Here is an 18,242-nt window from a genome sequence, read left to right as displayed (position 1 = left end):
AAAAGGATCGACTTGAAAAAACAATGGGTCGTTATCAAAGACATGTAATGACTTATGGGGTGAAAGAAAGTCCTAAAGAAAAAGTGCTTCGTTTACAAATAGGAGACTATTTATCTTTTGAAACAGAAAAAAATATGTTTAGTCCAATTGTATGGCGTACGGCGAAAGCACAAGAGCTTTTTGTTTACTTACTACAAAATCACGGAACTTATGTAGAAAAAGAAACATTAATGGAATTGTTATGGGAAGATAAAAATTTAGAAAGTAGTGCATCTTTACTTTATACAAATGTTTATAATGTACGTAAGGCTTTAAAACCGTTTGGGAAACATTTTGTTTTAAAAAATCGCCTTGATGGATACGTATTAGAGTTAAACGATGTAGAGGTGGACGTATTAGATTGGGAACAACAGTCGTATCAACTTCCTGCCATTACGCCAGAAAACATTGCAGAATATGAACAAATGGTACTATCATTTGAAAATAAGTATTTTATGAAACATGATTATGTTTGGTTAGAACCAAAACGTCATATATTAACAAAGTTATGGAAATCTTTAATTGAAGATGTCGTACAATGTTATACTGAACATAATGAATTTGAAAAGGCTATTCAACTATTAGAAAAGTTAGTCGAGGAATATACGGAAGACGAACAAATTTATTTTGAATTAATGAAGTTATACAATCATATTGGCGATATTGATGCTATTGCTGCTAAGTATCGTTCGTTAATTCAACATTTACGCCGCGAATTGGATGCTCCTCCAAGTTCTGAAATACAAGACTGGTATAAAATAAATGTTATAAAAAAATTAAAGTTAAATATTGAGAAATAGAAAATACATAAAAACAGCCCTTTAGACCTATATGATCAGGGCTGTTTTTTGCGTTTTGTTTACATTATGTTTTGAAGTAAATGATATGATACTCAACGGTTTGGTTTGTAATGGTTGTAAAAGTTTGGCGATTTATTACATTTTATTTTTAAAAAAGGGAGGAAAACATATGTTAAAACGGTTTAATTTGCTCGTACTTGCCGTATTATTAGTGAGTCAGACGATTTTAAGTCCGATAGTTTCTGTAAATACAGTTTTTGCAGAGGCTTCTAATGAAGAGCGAGCAAATGAACAATCTATTTCAAATCTAGAAGAGGAATTATTAGATATATCTAAACTTGAACTTATTCTAGAAGAAATTGAAGGTTTGGAGGAGAACGATTATACAGAAGAATCTTATGCTGCCTTGATAAATGTAGTAGAAGAATCTAAGATGCTCCTTCAAGATGAAACATCTACACAAGAAGAATTAAATGCAGCAGTAAAAGAAATTGAAGAAGCATTAGAAAATCTAACTGGACAATCTAAGAATGATTCTATGGGGGAAGATAATGCATCTGAAAGTGATGATGCAATACTAGAAAATGATAATGTATCTGAAAAAGATACTGAAGAACTTGTGGAAGAGGTACCGAAAAAAACAAATGCAATGTCAGCAAAGGAAGAAAGCCGAGCTGCTAGTGAGATGGGCAATGAGTTCTTTGACTTCAAGATATCTGAAGTGATGGACTTACAAGGAAATCCATATAACGAAAATAATCCGTTAAAGCCAGATGATGAATTCTGGGTAAAAGTTGATTGGGAATTGAAGGATGGTCATAAATATATTGATGGAGATACAGTAACCTTCCAATTACCAGACGAACTTCATTTAGCTGGCGATTTAGATGGTGAATTAAAAGACGATTTCGGAAACCAGGTTGCAACATATACAATTACACCAGCAGGAGTAATAACATTAACGTTTACAGATTATGTAGAAACGCATAATAATGTTACTGGATGGATTGAAATCCGTGCAGAACTGGATCAAGATGTTGTACGAGAAGATGATGGCAATATTGTCATTGGTCCTATCGAAGATGAAGGAAGTCAAGTAATTCCGATTGATCGCTCGCCGATTAATAAAACAGTTGAAAAGCAAGGAAAGCCGAACAAGTCTTATAATGCAGATGAAATTGAATGGACAGTTACAATCAATAAAAATGCGAACTCTTTAAAAGGTGTTACTTTGGAAGATTTATTGCCAAAAGGAACGGAATATGTTGAAGGTTCACTTGAAGTTGTAAAGCAATCTGCAACATTAAATGGAACACCTGTAGGAGAGAAAACAAAAGTTTCTGTTACACCTTCAGTTGCTGAAGGTAAACTATCTATTCCATTAGGTGATATTGAGGAAGTATATACATTAACTTATAAAACGAAAGTGACAGACATGGAAGTGAAAAACTTCAAAAATACCGTTACGTTTAAAGACGCAAACTTAGGTGATACAAGTGCAAATGCGACAGTAACGATTAACCGTGGAGACCCTCTGAAAAAGGGTGTGGTGAAACATTATGATCCGAAAACAGGGATTATCGAATGGTATTTAGAGTTTAACTATGACCAAAAACAATTAGAAAGTGTGACGTTGGCGGATCATTGGAAACCAAAAGGTAAAGTGGAACTTGTCGATGGATCACTTACATTTCAAGAAGTTGAAATTGATGAAAATGGAAACGCCCAATTCGTTGGAGAGCCAGTAGATCCAAGTGCACTTGGTGGAAGCTTATCAAAAGTAGCAGATGGATTTGAAGTGTCAGGAATTACGACAGATAAACCTTACTATGTTGTCTACAAAACGAAAGTAATTGACCGAGAATTAGAAGGGTTCCGTATGGAGAACGTCGCTTCATTTGACGGGAATGAATATGGTGAAGGCTATAATATTGGTCAATACGTTGGTGCGAAATCAGCAGGTAATATTGATTACGCAAAAAAGGAAATCGAGTGGACGATTCGTGTAAACATGGACCAGCGTCAAATGAATGATGTTATCATTACGGATACGTTAGGTGAAGGACTTACATTAATTGAGAACTCGATTCAAATGACTATTGGTGGAGAGTCTAAAACAGATTTTAAACTAGATAGTGGAAATCCGTTTAAACTATCAAACATTGGTGATACGAATCAAGAAATTATTGTGACATACAAAACGAAATATGACCCGAATAAGTTACCGCAAGATAACAAAGCACATAATACGGCAAAAATTAGCTGGATTCCAGAAGGTTCATCTGACCATATATCACGTGAAGTGAAGGCAGAAAAACCGGTAAACAAAGAGACAGTAGATAGTTCATGGAAAAATGCGAGCTATAACCCAGATACAAAAGAAATAACATGGGAAATTATCGCAAACTACCGTGAAAATGCATATGAAAACTTCCATATTGTAGACACACCACAAGGGAATCAACAATTAGTGAAAGATTCCATCAAGGTAGAAGAACTAGAGATACGTTCAGATGGTTCAATGGACGTTGTTGGAGATGCAAATGCGGACGTCACAACAGACGGAAATGATATTCATATCCAAATCGGTAAAACAGATAAAGCATACAAAGTGACATATAAAACATCTGTTGCAGGTTTAGAGGACATTTCAAAAGAATATGTGAATAAAGCACAAGTGAAAGATGGAGATGAAGTGCTATCAGATCTTGATGCAAAAGTGTCTGTTTACGGAGATCGCAAGTATGGAAACAAACGTGGAAATCAAGATGGTCGTCGTGTAAACTGGTCGATTGATGTAAACTTAGCGCAAGAAAAAATCGATAATCTTACATTAACAGATACGATTTCTGACAATCAAGCGTATATCGAAGAGTCCATTAAAATATATCATGCAAAACTAAATACAGATGGTACTGTATCTAAAACAGAATTAGCTGATTCATCAACGTATGAATTAACTATAGATGAAAATGAGTTTACCGTGTCTTGGAAGGATGAAGTAGAACGTCCATACATCATTGAGTATTCAACATTATTCTTCGCAAAAGATGGAGAAGATGTGCGCAATGACTATAAAATTACAGGAGACGGGATTACTGAAGAAGATACTGATGCATCTGATGGCTATAATGTTGTAATTAAACAAACTTCAGGTGGCGGTGCGGAAGGAACAGCGGGTTATTTACTCGTCCATAAAATGGATACAACGTATGGTCAAGCACAGCAGCCAATAGAAGGAATTCAATTTGAATTAATTGACACATCGAATGATAAGGTCTTAAAAACAGCGACAACAGATACAGACGGGTATGCAGATTTTGGCCGCTTATTATTCGGAGAGTATAAATTACGTGAAGTGAATACACCTGAAGGTTATGTAGGTTTTGATGAACAAACAATTAAAATTGATAAAGCGTTTATTGTTGGTGAAAGTGAACCACAGGATTATACATTTGAAGTTGAAAACTACAAAGTAAACGGTGATATTGAAATTGTTAAACACGACGATAAAGGCAATCGTTTAGCAGGTGCAGAGTTTACGCTATATAAAGCTGACGGAACAGTAGTCGATACACAAACGACGAATGAAAATGGGGAAATCTTCTTTAAAGATCATGAACCTGGTCAGTATTATGTACAAGAAACGAAAGCACCAAATGGTTTTGTAACAAATGACACGAAATATGAAGTGGAGTTAACAGATACACAGCGTGATGCGATTCAATTGGAAATTGAAAACGAACGTAAATTGACATCTGTAACATTAGAAAAAGAATGGCAAGATGAAGCAAATACGCAAATGCGTCCAGATGAAATAAGTGTCAACCTATTCCGTAATGGGGATTATTTAGAAACGTACACAATGAAAGAAACAGAAGGATGGACGTTAACAGTAGATGGTTTACATGCGGAAGATGAGAATGGTGAGCCGTATGCATACACGATGACAGAACAAGAAGTTCCAGGGTATGCACCATCACTTGATGATTCAGGACTAAAAGTAACGAATACACGTGCAGAAGAACGCGATATTACGATTACGAAAACATGGTATGACGATTATAATAAAGACGGTGACCGTCCTGAAGAAGTGACTGTTGAATTATTCAGGTCGGTAGAGGATGGCGACGAAGCATTAGTCGACACATACACATTAAAAGCAACAGATGATTGGAAACTTACAATTGATAAACTTCCAATGTTTGACGATACGGGTAAGCCGTACAATTATGTCGTGAAAGAACAAGCAATCGAAGGATATGCATCCAAAGTAGATGGCTTCGATATAACGAATACACGCGTAGGGAAAACAGAGGTGCAAGGTGAGAAATTCTGGAAAGATGATGATGATGTAGAGCATCGTCCAGAATCGATTACAGTACATTTAGTACAAAATGGCGAGCACATTGATTCACAAAAAGTAACACCGAATGATGAGGGTAAATGGTTATATAGCTTTGAAAACTTAGAGAAATATGATGATGAAGGTGTAGAATACAACTATTCAATCAATGAAGAAGCTATATCTGGTTACGAAGCAACGTATCAACAAACAACATCCGGTACTATCAATATCAACAATACACGTGTTGGAATGACAAGTTTAACTGGTCAGAAAACATGGGTTGATGGGAATAATGCTGAAGAAACACGTCCAGAATTAATTGAAGTCCAGTTACTACAAAATGGCGAACCATTTGGTAAACCACAAAAAGTAACGGAAGAAAGCAACTGGACGTATGAATTTACTGATTTACCTGCATATGATTCAGAAGGTATTGCTTTCGAATACAAAGTGCAAGAAGTAGCAATAGATAACTATGAAGCTACGTACAATGGTAACAATATTACGAACACACTTGTCGGTGAAACGGAAGTTGCAGTGACAAAAGAATGGAAAGGTGAAGCGGCAGAAAGTGTAGACGTTCAATTACTTGCAAACGGCGATGTAGAGGAGACAGTGACATTAACAGCTGCAAAAGATTGGACACATATATTTGCTAATTTATCAAAGTATGATGAAAACGGCGTTGCAATTGACTATACAGTACAAGAAGTAGCGATGGATGATTACCAATCCGAAGTTACTGGTAATGTAGAAAAAGGTTTTACAATTACGAACACACGTACAGGTAAAACTGAAGTATCCGTTGAGAAAGTATGGCAAGGATCGGAAGAAGAAAGTGCAACAATCAAACTTCTTGCAAATGGGGAAGAAGAGGACGCAGTTGAATTAACAACAGAAAATGATTGGGCACATACGTTTACAGATTTAGAAGCATTTGATAAAGAAGGCCAACCAATCGCTTACACAGTAGAAGAAGTGGCAATCGATGGGTATAATTCAGCCATTACTGGTGATGCTGAAGAAGGATTCACAGTAATAAATACACGTACAGGTAAAACTGAAATTTCCATTACAAAAACGTGGAAAGATGATGGAGAAGAGAAGTCTGATCGTCCAGACTCAATTACAGTAAACTTACTTGCGAATGATGTCGTTGTAAGTGAGCATGAACTAACAGCAGAAAATGATTGGACATTAACGATTGATGAGTTAGCGAAGTACGATGAAGTTGGAGAAGAGATTGTTTACACGATTACAGAGCATGATGTAGCTGGTTATGAATCGACAATTGATGGTTTCGACATTACAAATACTCGTGTGGATGAAAAATCAATTACCATTGAAAAAGCATGGGAAGAAAAAAATGCGAAATATCGTCCAGATAGTATTGAAGTAGAGCTATTCCGTTCGATTGAAGGCGGGGACAAAGAATCTGTTGGCACATATGAAGTATCAGCAGAAAATGATTGGTCATTGACAGTCGATGATCTTCCAGCATTTAATACAGACGGAAAAGCATACAAGTATGAAATCGAAGAAGACGATGTGGCTGAATACAACTCAGAAGTAAATGGCTTCCATATTACAAACACACAAAAAACATACGCTATCGGTGATTATACTTGGATTGACCGGAATAAAGATGGCATCCAGGATGATAATGAAGAGCCACTCGAAGGTGTAACAGTTGAGTTATTTGATGAAGATGGCGAAAAAGTCGGCGAAACAAAAACAGATGAAAATGGTCGATACATCTTTGATGAATTACCAGCAGGAAAATACAAAGTGAAATTCACGCTAACAGAAGAGCAAGCGAAGAAATACAAGTTTACGAAGCAAAATACTGGTGACGATGCTACAAATGATTCTGATGCCAATGAAAATGGATGGACAACAGATATTACGTTAAATGAGAATAATGTTCAGTTAACGAAAGAATATGAAGATCAAGAATTCCATGCATCTGAAGGAATCGATCCAACATGGGATGCAGGCGTCATTGAACTTGTAGACATTGCTGGTACGAAGACGTGGAAAGACGATGATAGTGAAGATCGTCCAAAAACAATTACTGTTAAACTTTTTGCCAATGAAAAAGAGGTAGATGCAATAGAAGTAGAAGGGCCAGAATGGAACTTCAGCTTTACAGGTCTCGATAAGTACGATAAAAATGGTGAAGAAATCACATACACCATTGATGAAGTTGCAGTGGATGGTTATGAGTCAAATATCGAAGGTTTCGACATCACAAACGTTCGTACAGCTGAAACATCTGTAGAAGTAAATAAGGTATGGAAGGGCGACGATGAGTCCTCTCGTCCAGAAGTAATTACAGTTGATCTACTTCAAAATGGGGAAGTAATTGAAACTATCGACATTACAGCTAAGGATAATTGGAAATATAGTTTTACAGCACTGGATGCATTTGATTCAGATGGTGTAGCATATGAGTATACAGTTAAAGAGCATGATGTAGATAGGTATGAGTCTTCTATCAAGGGAACTAAAAATGGATTTGAGATAACAAATACATTTATTCCTGAAGAAGTACCAAATGATTCTGATAAAGAGGATCCAACCAAACCTGAAAAGGAAGATAAAGATCCTTCTAAATCAGGTCAGGATGAACAAGAGGATGAAAAAGGTACACCTGGAGTTGGTGGGAACTTACCAAACACCGCGACAAGCATTTTCACCATTGGGTTTATCGGTGCGTTACTATTGCTATCAGGTGTAGCAATATATCTAGGACGTAAAAGAAACAAAGCATAAATAAAAAAATCTTGCTATGAATCATTTCATGGCAAGATTTTTTTATGCACATTTAGAATTAAAAGAACATAGCTTATCATAAGCGTGGCAGTTTTTCGTGCATAAGAGAAGAAGTTTCTGGGTACAGATAAGGAAGGAAAACAAGCATTGCTAAACAATTCAGACAATTTGACGGTTACTTCAATTATCGGTATAATAGATTCAACAAAGTTGAATATAATTAAACGAGAGTTTAATTTTCGGTTATTTTGAAGGAGGGGAAAGTATGCGTTGGCCAAAAAATGTTCAAATAAAGGAAGTAGGACCTCGTGATGGCTTACAAAATGAGAAAATATGGGTACCGACAGAGGATAAAATTGCATGGATTAATATGTTATCTGAATCAGGTATAAAGGAAATTGAATATTCCTCATTCGTTCATCCAAAATGGATTCCCGCTTTAAGTGATGCAGTGGAAGTTGGAAAAGGAATTAAGCGAAATCCTAATGTGACGTACTCTGCACTTGTGCCGAATGAAAAAGGGTTAGAAAATGCACTTGAAGCAGGCATTGATATGGCGTCTGTATTCATGTCAGCAAGTGAATCACATAATAAATCTAATATTAATAAGTCGATTGAAGAGACGTATCCCATTTTGAAAAACGTCATTGAAGGTGCCAAACAAGAGAAAAAGCGTGTTACAGGTTATGTATCGACGGTGTTTGATTGTCCATTTGAAGGAAAAGTGAATGTCGATGATGTATTACGTGTTTGTGAACGTTTATTTGAATTAGGTGTCGATGACTTATCGCTCGGTGACACGATTGGTACAGCGGTCCCTTCTCAGGTGGAAGATTTACTAGAAGCGGTCATTGATCGTTTTCCAAATCGTAGTATTATTATGCATTTCCATGATACACATGGGATGGCTATTGCGAACATCGTAACTGCGATGCAATACGGTATTACTCGTTTTGACGCATCTTTAGGTGGATTAGGTGGTTGTCCGTACGCACCAGGTGCAGCAGGTAATGTCGCAACGAATGATGTGCTTTACTTATTACAAGGATTAGACATTCAAACAGATGTCGATAGTGCTCAATTACAAGAGGCGACAAAATTTATCCAGAGTGCTTTAAATAAAAAGTTACCAAGCAGAACATTTACTTCCAAATTAAGTGAGGAAAAACAAAAAGAGCGTTACGAAAAATATGAACAAGATGCTGCACCAGAACCAAATGAAGCATATCCACAACGTAAACGTGAAATGATTTATTTCTTTATCAAAAACCAATACGATCGTTTTCGTAGTAAGGCGGAATAACAGACTAGGGCGACAGTCGTCGCTCTAGTTTTTTTGTGGGTATTTCTGCAATGGATAAAGTTTTTTGGACGTGTATTTATAGACCTCATACAAGAGTTGTACAATCATCGCCCTCTTTTTTAAGTTTTTATATAATATGTGTTAAAATAATAGGTAGGTCTTTGAAGGGAGCGAACTCCGATAAGTATCGATCATATAGGAAAAAGAATTAAACAACTACGATTGCGACAGAAAAAAACACAACAACAAATTGCGGATGAATGCAACATATCAAAAAGCTTACTATCAAAAATTGAAAACGGGCAAACATCATCAGCTATAGCGACATTGTCGAAGATTTCTAATGCACTTGATGTACCATTAACATGGCTGTTGGAAGATGATGATGAAAAGAATCTCGTTTTATTAAAAAAAGGAGACCGTCAATCAAAGGTCGGCGATGAACATATGGGCTATTCATTCGAATTATTAGCAAATCGTTCGCCATATACAGGAGTAGAACCGACGATTGTCCATGTTACTCCGAAAGATACGAATTTACGGGAAGAAATGTACACCCATTCGGATGATGAATTTATATACATTTTAAAAGGGACGATAAAACTAGCGTACGATGATGATGAATATATAATGGAACAAGGCGATACAGCCTATTTTACAGGAACAAAGCCACATTTATTTATTCCTGTAGACAATGAAGGGGCAGAGGTGCTTACATTATTCATTGAAACGGAAATGAGTGTAAATTAAAGAAAACGACGATAAAGGAGTGACTTTGTATGTGGTTTGATGTTGTAACGATTGTCATTACATTATTATTTGTCGGTTTTGTTTTTAAGAAAATATTACCTGCACGTGGGGTGGAGCAAATTACGGTAGATGAGTTGCGGCCGTTCTTAAAAGATGAAAATATTCAACTAATTGATGTGCGTCCTGCAGCGAAATATCATGAGTTTCACGTGTATGGGTTTAAAAATATTCCATTAAAAGAAATTCGTAAAGCAGCGAAAACATTGGACAAAGATAAAAAGACGATTTTAATTTGCCAAACAGGTGCTTTAGGAAATGAAGCGTCTAAAAGACTAAAAAATCGTGGTTTTACACATTTAGCAAATGTTCGTGGTGGTTTAAGTACGTGGGACCCGGCACATATTGACCGTACGAAATAAGAGGAAAGCAAAAGGGAGATATTTCACCTTTGCTTTCTTTTTTTATTTAATGAAAAATTTTAGACATCTTCTACATAGCTATATAACTATGGATAGGCTTTTAGTATAATAAAGGTAGGAAATAGGAAAGAGGATCCATATGAGAAAACGAATGATTGTATTTAGTATCGTGACTTTTTTGGCAATGATTGTTTTTGCCATTGTCTATCACGATGAACCCCGTGAAATAAACGAAGAAGTTGAAATATATACGAATGAAATGTCTGCAACGGAATTATTCATTCAAAAATATTTATTGTTGGAAAATGGTATGATTCGTACAAATTTTTCAGATCGAAAAGATGGTAAATTGGCTTTGTCAGAGTCGCTTGGACTATGGATGGATTATTTAGTAGCCAAAGGTGATATGACTCAATTTGAACGAGCATATAAAACGATGAAAGAAGAATTCCAACTATCCAATCATCTATTAAGTTGGAAAATTGAGGATGGAGAAAAAGCACAGACGAACGCATTAATCGATGACTTACGTGTGATTGAAGCGTTATTTAAAATGGGGGAGTTAACGAATAATCGTGATTATATCGATGAAGCGGTGGAGATGGCTAAGGCGATTAAAGACCATCATATAAGCAATGGATATTTTGTTGATTTTTATGATGTGGAACATGAAGAAAAAAATGATTTTACGACGATTTCATATTTGAAGCCAAATGCTCTTTTTTATATGGAAAAGTATAAAGTGTTGCAACCTAATGACGTGACAAACATGTTGACATTTCTTAAGCAACTACCGATAGAAAATGGTTTTTATCCCCAAACATATTATTTAAAAGAAGATCGCTTTGCATTTGAGGAGGAAGTAAATTTAATCGACCAAATTTATATTGGACTTCACCGTGAACAAGCTAGTGTTGATTCAAGTATTTTATTTGATTGGTTAAAAGAGACTTTTTATAAAGAAAATCAGTTATTTGGACGTTATGATGCACAGACAAAGAAGCCAACTGTTACATATGAGTCTGTTGCAGTGTATAGTTTAGCCATTATATACAGTTTAGAAAAAGGGGATCAAATTTTTGCTAAAGATGTATACGATAGAATGATTGAATTACGGGTTGCGGATGAAGGTGATCCTTATTTTGGTGGTTATGTAGCGGATGATAACACTGATACCCACTCCTTCGATAACTTATTAGCTAGCATCGCAGAAAGGAAGTTGAAACATGCAAAAGTTATTCCATAATCGACGTTATATGCTCTTTTTATTTTTTATATTTATATGTATTGTGAGTGGCACTACGTTCATGTTAGCACCCTACGGACAAACAGGAGTACTTTTATTTATATTGCTTTTATTCGTCGGCGCAGTTGGCTTGTTTTTGGGAACGATTGCCTCCTTAGGGGTGACACTCGTTTTATATTTTGTCATTGGGAGCTCTTATTTTTGGGCGACATTACCAGCTAGCATTGTCATTCAAACGGAAATCCCGTTTTTCCTTCTTGTCATATGGATGACTGGATTGTTATTGATAGCACTCTTTTCGGGTGTTTGTGCGACTAGAGTTACCATTTTATTCCGTGAAAAGGAATTACTGGAGGAGCAAATTCGGACAGTGGTGGCGACAGATCCGATTACAGGGTTTGATAATGCGTCACGTCTTATGTTTGAATTAGAAGCTGAATTTAGTAGATCGAAACGATATAGTCGAACATTTTCCTTTTTAATGTTTAAAATGCGCAATTATGATCAATTCCGGCAATTATATGGGGAAATGGAAGAACGCCGTTTGTTGCATCATTTATCTGAGCGTATTTATGCACATACGAGAAAAAGTGATATGCGTTTCCGGGTGGATAAAGATACGTTTGCAATCATTTTAACAGATACTCCTTTTGAACATGTACATATCGTACAGGAAAAAATTGATGAGGATATTCGTACGTTTCGGTTACGTAATAATAAACTAGTGACATTAACTTTCGATTATGGTGACAGTCATTTCGATGATACGTTAGAAAATTATGAAGATATTTTTGTTGATGCAAAGGAACAGGTCGATCAAAATGTCTCGTAAACTATTGATCATTCTATGTATTGTCGTTTGTATCGCATATATACATCCGATTAAAGTTTCAGCGACACCAACAAAGAATGTAGACATATTACTTTTATATGCCAATCAGCAAGATGCGGTGACAGAGAATGTAGCAAAGCTAGACGTTATTTTACATCACTTTTTTGAAGATGTAGTCATCTCTTCTGTTACAGAGGCTACTGAGGAGATGATTGAACAAGCTTCTTTCATTGTGTATGTGGCGGAAGATGACATAGCGCTACGAAAAGATGTAGAGGATGCGTTAAAACAGACTGAACAACCTATTATAACGATTAGTGAACAAACACCTGTATGGATGGACGAATTAGCAACTATACAAAAAAGAACGATGAAAAATGTTAGTTTTGAGCCATATATAGATTCTTTTCCACTTGAAAGAGGGATGGCGTTCACCGAAGTAAATGTGCAAGATCGTAACCGAGTTTTATTATATGGCTATGACGGAAACAAGGCGGTACCATTAATGGTCCAAGTAAAACAACATTATTTTATCGGCATATCAACTTTAGATAATGTTTTGTTACGTCATATCGCAGAATGTTTTCATAATATTTTTCCAAATGATCATGAGGCGAACCAGCTTGCTTATCTTCGTTTAGAAAATATCCATCCGTTAACAGATGTGGAAGCATTGCGTGAAATAGGAGCACTATTAGAAGCACGTAATATACCATATATGTTAATGGTTCGGCCAGCTTATATGGATGAAGAAACGAAACGTGTCACTTATTTAAAAGATCAGAAAGAACTATTACAGTTGCTACAATCATTACAAGAAGCAAACGGTACAGTCGTTTTTAATGGATATATTAATGTGGCGAATGCTTCATATGAATTTTGGGATGGATATTTTGATCAACCAGTGTACAGTGAGCAAGAAGAGCGGGAGCAGTTACTCAGTAAGTCGCAGTTTACAAATAAAGACGATTATGAACAGTATATAGATGAAGTAAGGGAAAAAGAAAGAGCGTTTGTACAAACGCGGATAGAAAAAGGGATCCATGACTTAGCAAAGGTAGATATAGCCCCATTAGCTTTCTCGCCAGTTTTTCATGCGATGAGTCGGGAAGGGTATGCTGTAGCACGAAAACATGCGACATCTTTAGTGGGGAATATCCAATTAATGGATGATACAGCATCATCAATATATGCTCCACCATTCCTCACATCTGCAAGTTTTATGAAAGGGATGACTGTTTATCCCGAAACTGTCGGTGATATTTCAAATACGACAGCAACAGATTTTGCAAATGCGATTGCAAAGTTAGAAATGGCACAAATAGTGCGTGACGGTGTCATAGGGGTAAGTTATCAAACATATTTAGGTCCGGAAAAATTAGAACAAAGTTTAAACACACTGCATCCATTGGGCCGTGTGACATGGCTTGATTTACAAGAAACGGAACAAACTATCCAAACAGAAAAAACAACTATTACTTCGAATAAAACAGAAGGTATAAAAACGATGTATTACTTTACTTGGAAAGATCATATAAGTGAATGGGTGAATCAATTTACATTATTAGAAAAGGTTCTCTGGGTGGTAACATTGTTCGTATGTTTGTTTGTCGTACTCTTTTTATTTTTTGGATTACATTTACGTTTACAGTTAAGGAAGCGACTGTTTAGGGAGAGAAGATAAATGGCGAATACATTATTTATTATTTCATTAATTCTCATTTGGGTCATGCTACTTTATCATATGTTCCTAATGTTAGGTGGCTATTTACATTTTACAAAGTATGAAAGAGTCATACCACAATGGACCCGTAATTTAGGAGAGTTGCCTAAAGTAAGTATTATGATCCCCGCGCATAATGAAGCAGTCGTTATTGGAAACACCTTAAAAGCAATGGTGCAGTTAGATTATCCGAAAGATAAATTAGAAGTCATTGTAATAAGCGATAATTGTTCTGATAATACGAGTGAAATTGCCGGTAAATTTGCTGCAAAGTACCCGTTTGTGAAAGTGGTTGAAACAGAAGGAGAATATAAGGGAAAAGGGAAATCGAGTGCACTTAACTTCGGTTTTAAACATTCAGAAGGAAAATATATAGCTGTTTATGATGCAGATAATACACCAGAAAAAGGCTCCATTTATCATTTAGTGATGGGGCTCGAAAATGACCCAAAGGCTGGAGCGGTTGTCGGTAAATTCCGTGTCGTTAATGCTAAAAAGTCATTATTAACACGCTTTATTAATATTGAAACTATTACATTTCAGTGGATGGCCCAAGCAGGAAGATGGTTTTGGTTTAAAATGGCTACGATTCCTGGAACGAATTTTGCGATTCGGCGTACCATTATTGAAGAGTTAGGTGGTTGGGATGAGAAGGCGTTAGCAGAGGATACGGAGTTAACGATTCGAGTGTATGACCTCGGGTACCATATCCGCTTTTTCCCTGCTGCAGTGACGTGGGAACAAGAACCAGAAGTATGGAAAGTATGGTGGCGCCAGCGCACACGTTGGGCTCGTGGAAATCAATATGTCGTTTTAAAATATATTGGGAAGTTTTTAACATTAAAACGAAGAGTAATAGTTTTTGATTTATTTTATTTCTTTTTTACGTACTTTTTATTTTTCTTCGGTGTCATTTTGTCGAATATTATATTCATCGTTAATTTGTTTTACGATCTCCAATTATCTGTTGGGATTGTCGCGATGGTATTGTGGATTTTGGCATATGCGTTATATGTAACAGAAGTGTTTATCACGTTAAGTATAGAAAAAACAGAAATGACGTTTGTGAACTTTTTAATCGTTCTGTTTATGTACTTTACATATTCCCAATTGTGGATTATTCTCGTCGTTTATTCGCTATATTTAGAAATAAAGCGTGTGTTATTTAATCAAGAAATAAAATGGTATAAAACAGAAAGATTTGATAAATAAAATTGTGCACGTTCGATTTAGTTAAATGCTTTGTTTAAGAAGGACTTCGTTTTTATAAAAGTATTTTCAATGAAAAGTGATATAAGCATAGTTGTTAGAAGGGGTGAAGGGATGAGAGAATCCATTTGGAAGTTGTTGTTTGTGATATGTTTTATTTTCTTGTTCTCGTTTTGGCAAACAGAACAAGTACAAGCAGAAAGTAAACCAACAAAATTGTATACTGGTGAGGAAGACTATGTATTAGAGGGTCTCATTGACCAGAAACAATTTTATTATGACATTCCGACTGAAAAAATAAGTGGCAACAATAATTTTGTTTTACATATTCGTTATTCGGATCTTTTGTTAAAGGATTCAACAGTTACGATTGCTTTAGATGGAGAACCGGTAAAAAGCGTGACAATTAATCCAAAAAAGACGGAAATGGAAATCGATGTCCCATTGCGTGGGGAAATGTTAGAGCGAGGATTTCATCAAGTGACTGTTAGTTTTTATGGGGAATTGGCAGCTGAAATGTGTACAAACGAGGAAAATCCGGCGAATTGGATGACTATATTAGCAGATAGCCATTTTAATTTACATGTAGATAAAGATTTAAAAGATCGAGATAATATGTTGGTCGATTACCCATATCCATTTGTACAAATGGATGGAAGTGATGCTTCATCGACGGTCATTGTTTTGCCAGATGATGCATCCGAAAAAGTAATGTCTGCGGCGTTGAAGTTGACAGGTTATATAAATAGCCAAACAGGGGAGCAGGAATCCGTTGATATAATGTTTGAATCGGATGTAGAAAAACAAGTTAACAAGTTAGATGCACATATGATCGTGATAGGCGAAGTAGATACTTTTTCATCGATAGTAGATGGTATGATTCAAACTGCTGAAGCGGATGTAAAAAAAGATCATCTACTCGTTAAAAATGAAATTATTTCCCTCCCGAAAGGAGACCGTCAAGTAATGTTCGTTTTAGCGAATGACGGAGAAACATTGTCATCGTTAATTCCGATTATTACGACAGATGCATATGTTGATCAATTAACTGGAAATGAGATGGAAATTAAACAATTACCAACTTTGCCAGGGCAAGATCGAAAAGATAAAGTAGATTTTAATAGTTTATCCATTCCATCTATGACGTTAAGTGGTCTGGAGTCATCTTCACCATATTACTTTTACGATGTACCGACATATGTGGACCGTAAAGAGACTAGTTATCTGCATTTAAAGTTAGAAGTAGCAGAAACATTGCGTCACGAATCATTAGCTTCTCAACGATCTGGAGAGCTCGTTGTCATGGTAAATGATGTTCCACACTCTGTCGATTTGAATGAGCTAGAAGAGGATTCAGATGGATTTTTCCGTCTTGCTTTACCTATTAGTTCTGAAACGATACAACAGGGTGATACAATGTCGATTCAGTTTGTTGGACATGGATTGAAGGAGCGCGACATTTGTGTCTTACCAACAGATGAGCGATGGATTTATATTGATGAAGCTAGTTATATTGAGTTTGCTTTAAAAGAGGATGGTACAAACGAGGCAGATTTTTCTAGTTGGCCGCAACCGTTCATTTCTAGTGAGGAAGGTACAAATACATTAGTCGTTGTTCCAGAAAAAATCGATAGAGAAATGTTAAAACAAACCCAAATTGTTATGAATGAACTCGTTACGAAAAATAATATGGCATCTATGGAGCTTGTTCATACGGATAATGTGACGAAAGAACAATTGAAGGATCATCATATTATTTTTATTGGTGATGTTCGTAAATGGGAGGCTTTAAATGATGCGGAGTCTACTTTATTGCAAGTAGATGAAGAGGGAGTTGTAAATGTGTATGAGCATGGATTTGTCGCAGAAGGAGCAAAGCTTGTCACATCGATTCAAGATTCAATATGGAATGATAAGCATAGCCTCGTTATTTTCACATCGGTACATCCAGAAGAAAAAGAATTTGTCAGCTCAGATATCGTTCACGCATTATCAAATGAAAAACTATTCGCCAATATCGTTGTTGAAACAGCGAATACAGATATATTTTCAAATGAAGTGGCATTGAAAGACGGAAGTGATATCGGGAAAGCACCATCAGAAAAATCAACAGAAGAACCGTGGATGCTCTTTATCTTTGTTGGTATGTTCGTAATAGGGTTACTCATTTTCATCGCCGTAGTACGTAATCGACGTAAAGCGATGAAAGAATAGATAAAAAAATAAAGGTTAGGGTTTTCGCCCATCATTTGAGAGCGAAATCCTAACCTTCTTTTATTCTTCCGTATTAATTTTAATACGGCGTGCTTTTGTTTCTTTGTTTTTCGGTAAATGGATGAATAATACTCCATCTTTATTGTCCGCATGTATTTCCTCTACATCGACATTTTCAGGTAATGTAAAAGAACGGAAAAAAGATCCATAATGATGTTCTACTGTATGAAAGGTAATTTCATCATCTTCCACATCTGTATCTTCATGTTTTTCGCTCTTTTCACCTTTTATTTTTAAAATTTGTCCATCAAGTTCAATGTCAATATGGTGAGGGTCAACCCCGGGGATTGCAACTTCGATTGTATAACGGTCTTTTCGCTCGATAATATTGCAAGCGGGCGTGAAACCATCTTTACGATCTAACAACTTACTAGAGAAAAATGGGTCTTCAAAAAAACGCTGAAACATTGTGTCCACTTCATTTTTCAACTTTTTAATTGGTTGTTCATCTGTAATACGTTTAATCGGGTTCATTTCTTATACCTCCTACAATCTTATTCAATTTATATATTTCCTATTATACA

11 protein-coding genes are annotated in these 18,242 nt (G+C 36.0%); 10 read left to right on the top strand and 1 reads right to left on the bottom strand.

The window, feature by feature from the left end:
* The 10 genes from SPD45_RS05025 to SPD45_RS04980 form a co-directional block, all read left to right on the top strand.
* Positions 1–839, top strand: an 839-nt coding sequence (locus SPD45_RS05025; RefSeq protein ID WP_336266617.1) for an AfsR/SARP family transcriptional regulator, incomplete at its 5' end; no start/stop codon positions are given.
* A gap of 169 nt (positions 840–1,008) precedes the next feature.
* Positions 1,009–7,962, top strand: a complete 6,954-nt coding sequence (locus SPD45_RS05020) for a Cna B-type domain-containing protein (protein ID WP_336266616.1) — start codon at positions 1,009–1,011, stop codon at positions 7,960–7,962.
* 265 nt (positions 7,963–8,227) lie between these two features.
* A complete protein-coding gene (locus SPD45_RS05015) occupies positions 8,228–9,265 on the top strand; it encodes a hydroxymethylglutaryl-CoA lyase (protein ID WP_442961988.1) in 1,038 nt (345 codons plus the stop codon).
* Between the two features lie 180 nt (positions 9,266–9,445).
* A complete protein-coding gene (locus SPD45_RS05010) occupies positions 9,446–10,015 on the top strand; it encodes a helix-turn-helix domain-containing protein (RefSeq protein WP_336266622.1) in 570 nt (189 codons plus the stop codon).
* 29 nt (positions 10,016–10,044) lie between these two features.
* On the top strand, positions 10,045–10,434 hold the full coding sequence (locus tag SPD45_RS05005; RefSeq protein ID WP_336266615.1) for a rhodanese-like domain-containing protein: 390 nt from the start codon (positions 10,045–10,047) through the stop codon (positions 10,432–10,434).
* Between the two features lie 139 nt (positions 10,435–10,573).
* Entirely contained in the window at positions 10,574–11,680 is a 1,107-nt protein-coding gene (locus SPD45_RS05000; RefSeq protein ID WP_336266614.1) for a glycosyl hydrolase lipoprotein, read from the top strand.
* Positions 11,661–12,512 (top strand): GGDEF domain-containing protein, encoded by an 852-nt coding sequence (locus SPD45_RS04995; protein WP_336266613.1) that lies wholly within the window; start codon positions 11,661–11,663, stop codon positions 12,510–12,512. Before SPD45_RS05000 ends, SPD45_RS04995 begins: the two co-directional genes overlap by 20 nt.
* On the top strand, positions 12,502–14,196 hold the full coding sequence (locus tag SPD45_RS04990; RefSeq protein ID WP_336266612.1) for a DUF2334 domain-containing protein: 1,695 nt from the start codon (positions 12,502–12,504) through the stop codon (positions 14,194–14,196). Before SPD45_RS04995 ends, SPD45_RS04990 begins: the two co-directional genes overlap by 11 nt.
* On the top strand, positions 14,197–15,447 hold the full coding sequence (locus tag SPD45_RS04985; RefSeq protein WP_336266610.1) for a glycosyltransferase family 2 protein: 1,251 nt from the start codon (positions 14,197–14,199) through the stop codon (positions 15,445–15,447).
* A 111-nt stretch (positions 15,448–15,558) separates the two neighbouring features.
* On the top strand, positions 15,559–17,658 hold the full coding sequence (locus SPD45_RS04980) for a cellulose biosynthesis cyclic di-GMP-binding regulatory protein BcsB (protein WP_336266609.1): 2,100 nt from the start codon (positions 15,559–15,561) through the stop codon (positions 17,656–17,658).
* Between the two features lie 60 nt (positions 17,659–17,718).
* Here SPD45_RS04980 and SPD45_RS04975 read toward each other — a convergent pair whose 3' ends face one another.
* The gene (locus SPD45_RS04975; RefSeq protein WP_336266607.1) at positions 17,719–18,192 is read right to left on the bottom strand and encodes an Hsp20/alpha crystallin family protein; all 474 of its coding nucleotides are present in this window, start codon (positions 18,190–18,192) and stop codon (positions 17,719–17,721) included.
* Between the last annotated feature and the right edge of the window lie 50 nt (positions 18,193–18,242).

It is taken from the genome of Pseudogracilibacillus sp. SO10305 (assembly GCF_037072005.1).
Lineage (GTDB): Bacteria > Bacillota > Bacilli > Bacillales > Amphibacillaceae > Pseudogracilibacillus > Pseudogracilibacillus intestinigallinarum.
Note: the sequence above shows the minus strand (reverse complement) of the source record. Positions and strands in the feature narration are given on the sequence as shown.

What these genes read in the sequence shown, in the direction of transcription:
- SPD45_RS05020 (WP_336266616.1), top strand. Translation starts at nt 1,009, where the DNA reads ATGTTAAAACGGTTTAATTTGCTCGTACTTGCCGTATTATTAGTGAGT.
- SPD45_RS05015 (WP_442961988.1), top strand. Translation starts at nt 8,228, where the DNA reads ATGCGTTGGCCAAAAAATGTTCAAATAAAGGAAGTAGGACCTCGTGAT.
- SPD45_RS05005 (WP_336266615.1), top strand. Translation starts at nt 10,045, where the DNA reads ATGTGGTTTGATGTTGTAACGATTGTCATTACATTATTATTTGTCGGT.
- SPD45_RS05000 (WP_336266614.1), top strand. Translation starts at nt 10,574, where the DNA reads ATGAGAAAACGAATGATTGTATTTAGTATCGTGACTTTTTTGGCAATG.
- SPD45_RS04995 (WP_336266613.1), top strand. Translation starts at nt 11,661, where the DNA reads ATGCAAAAGTTATTCCATAATCGACGTTATATGCTCTTTTTATTTTTT.
- SPD45_RS04990 (WP_336266612.1), top strand. Translation starts at nt 12,502, where the DNA reads ATGTCTCGTAAACTATTGATCATTCTATGTATTGTCGTTTGTATCGCA.
- SPD45_RS04985 (WP_336266610.1), top strand. Translation starts at nt 14,197, where the DNA reads ATGGCGAATACATTATTTATTATTTCATTAATTCTCATTTGGGTCATG.
- SPD45_RS04980 (WP_336266609.1), top strand. Translation starts at nt 15,559, where the DNA reads ATGAGAGAATCCATTTGGAAGTTGTTGTTTGTGATATGTTTTATTTTC.
- SPD45_RS04975 (WP_336266607.1), bottom strand. Translation starts at nt 18,192, where the DNA reads ATGAACCCGATTAAACGTATTACAGATGAACAACCAATTAAAAAGTTG.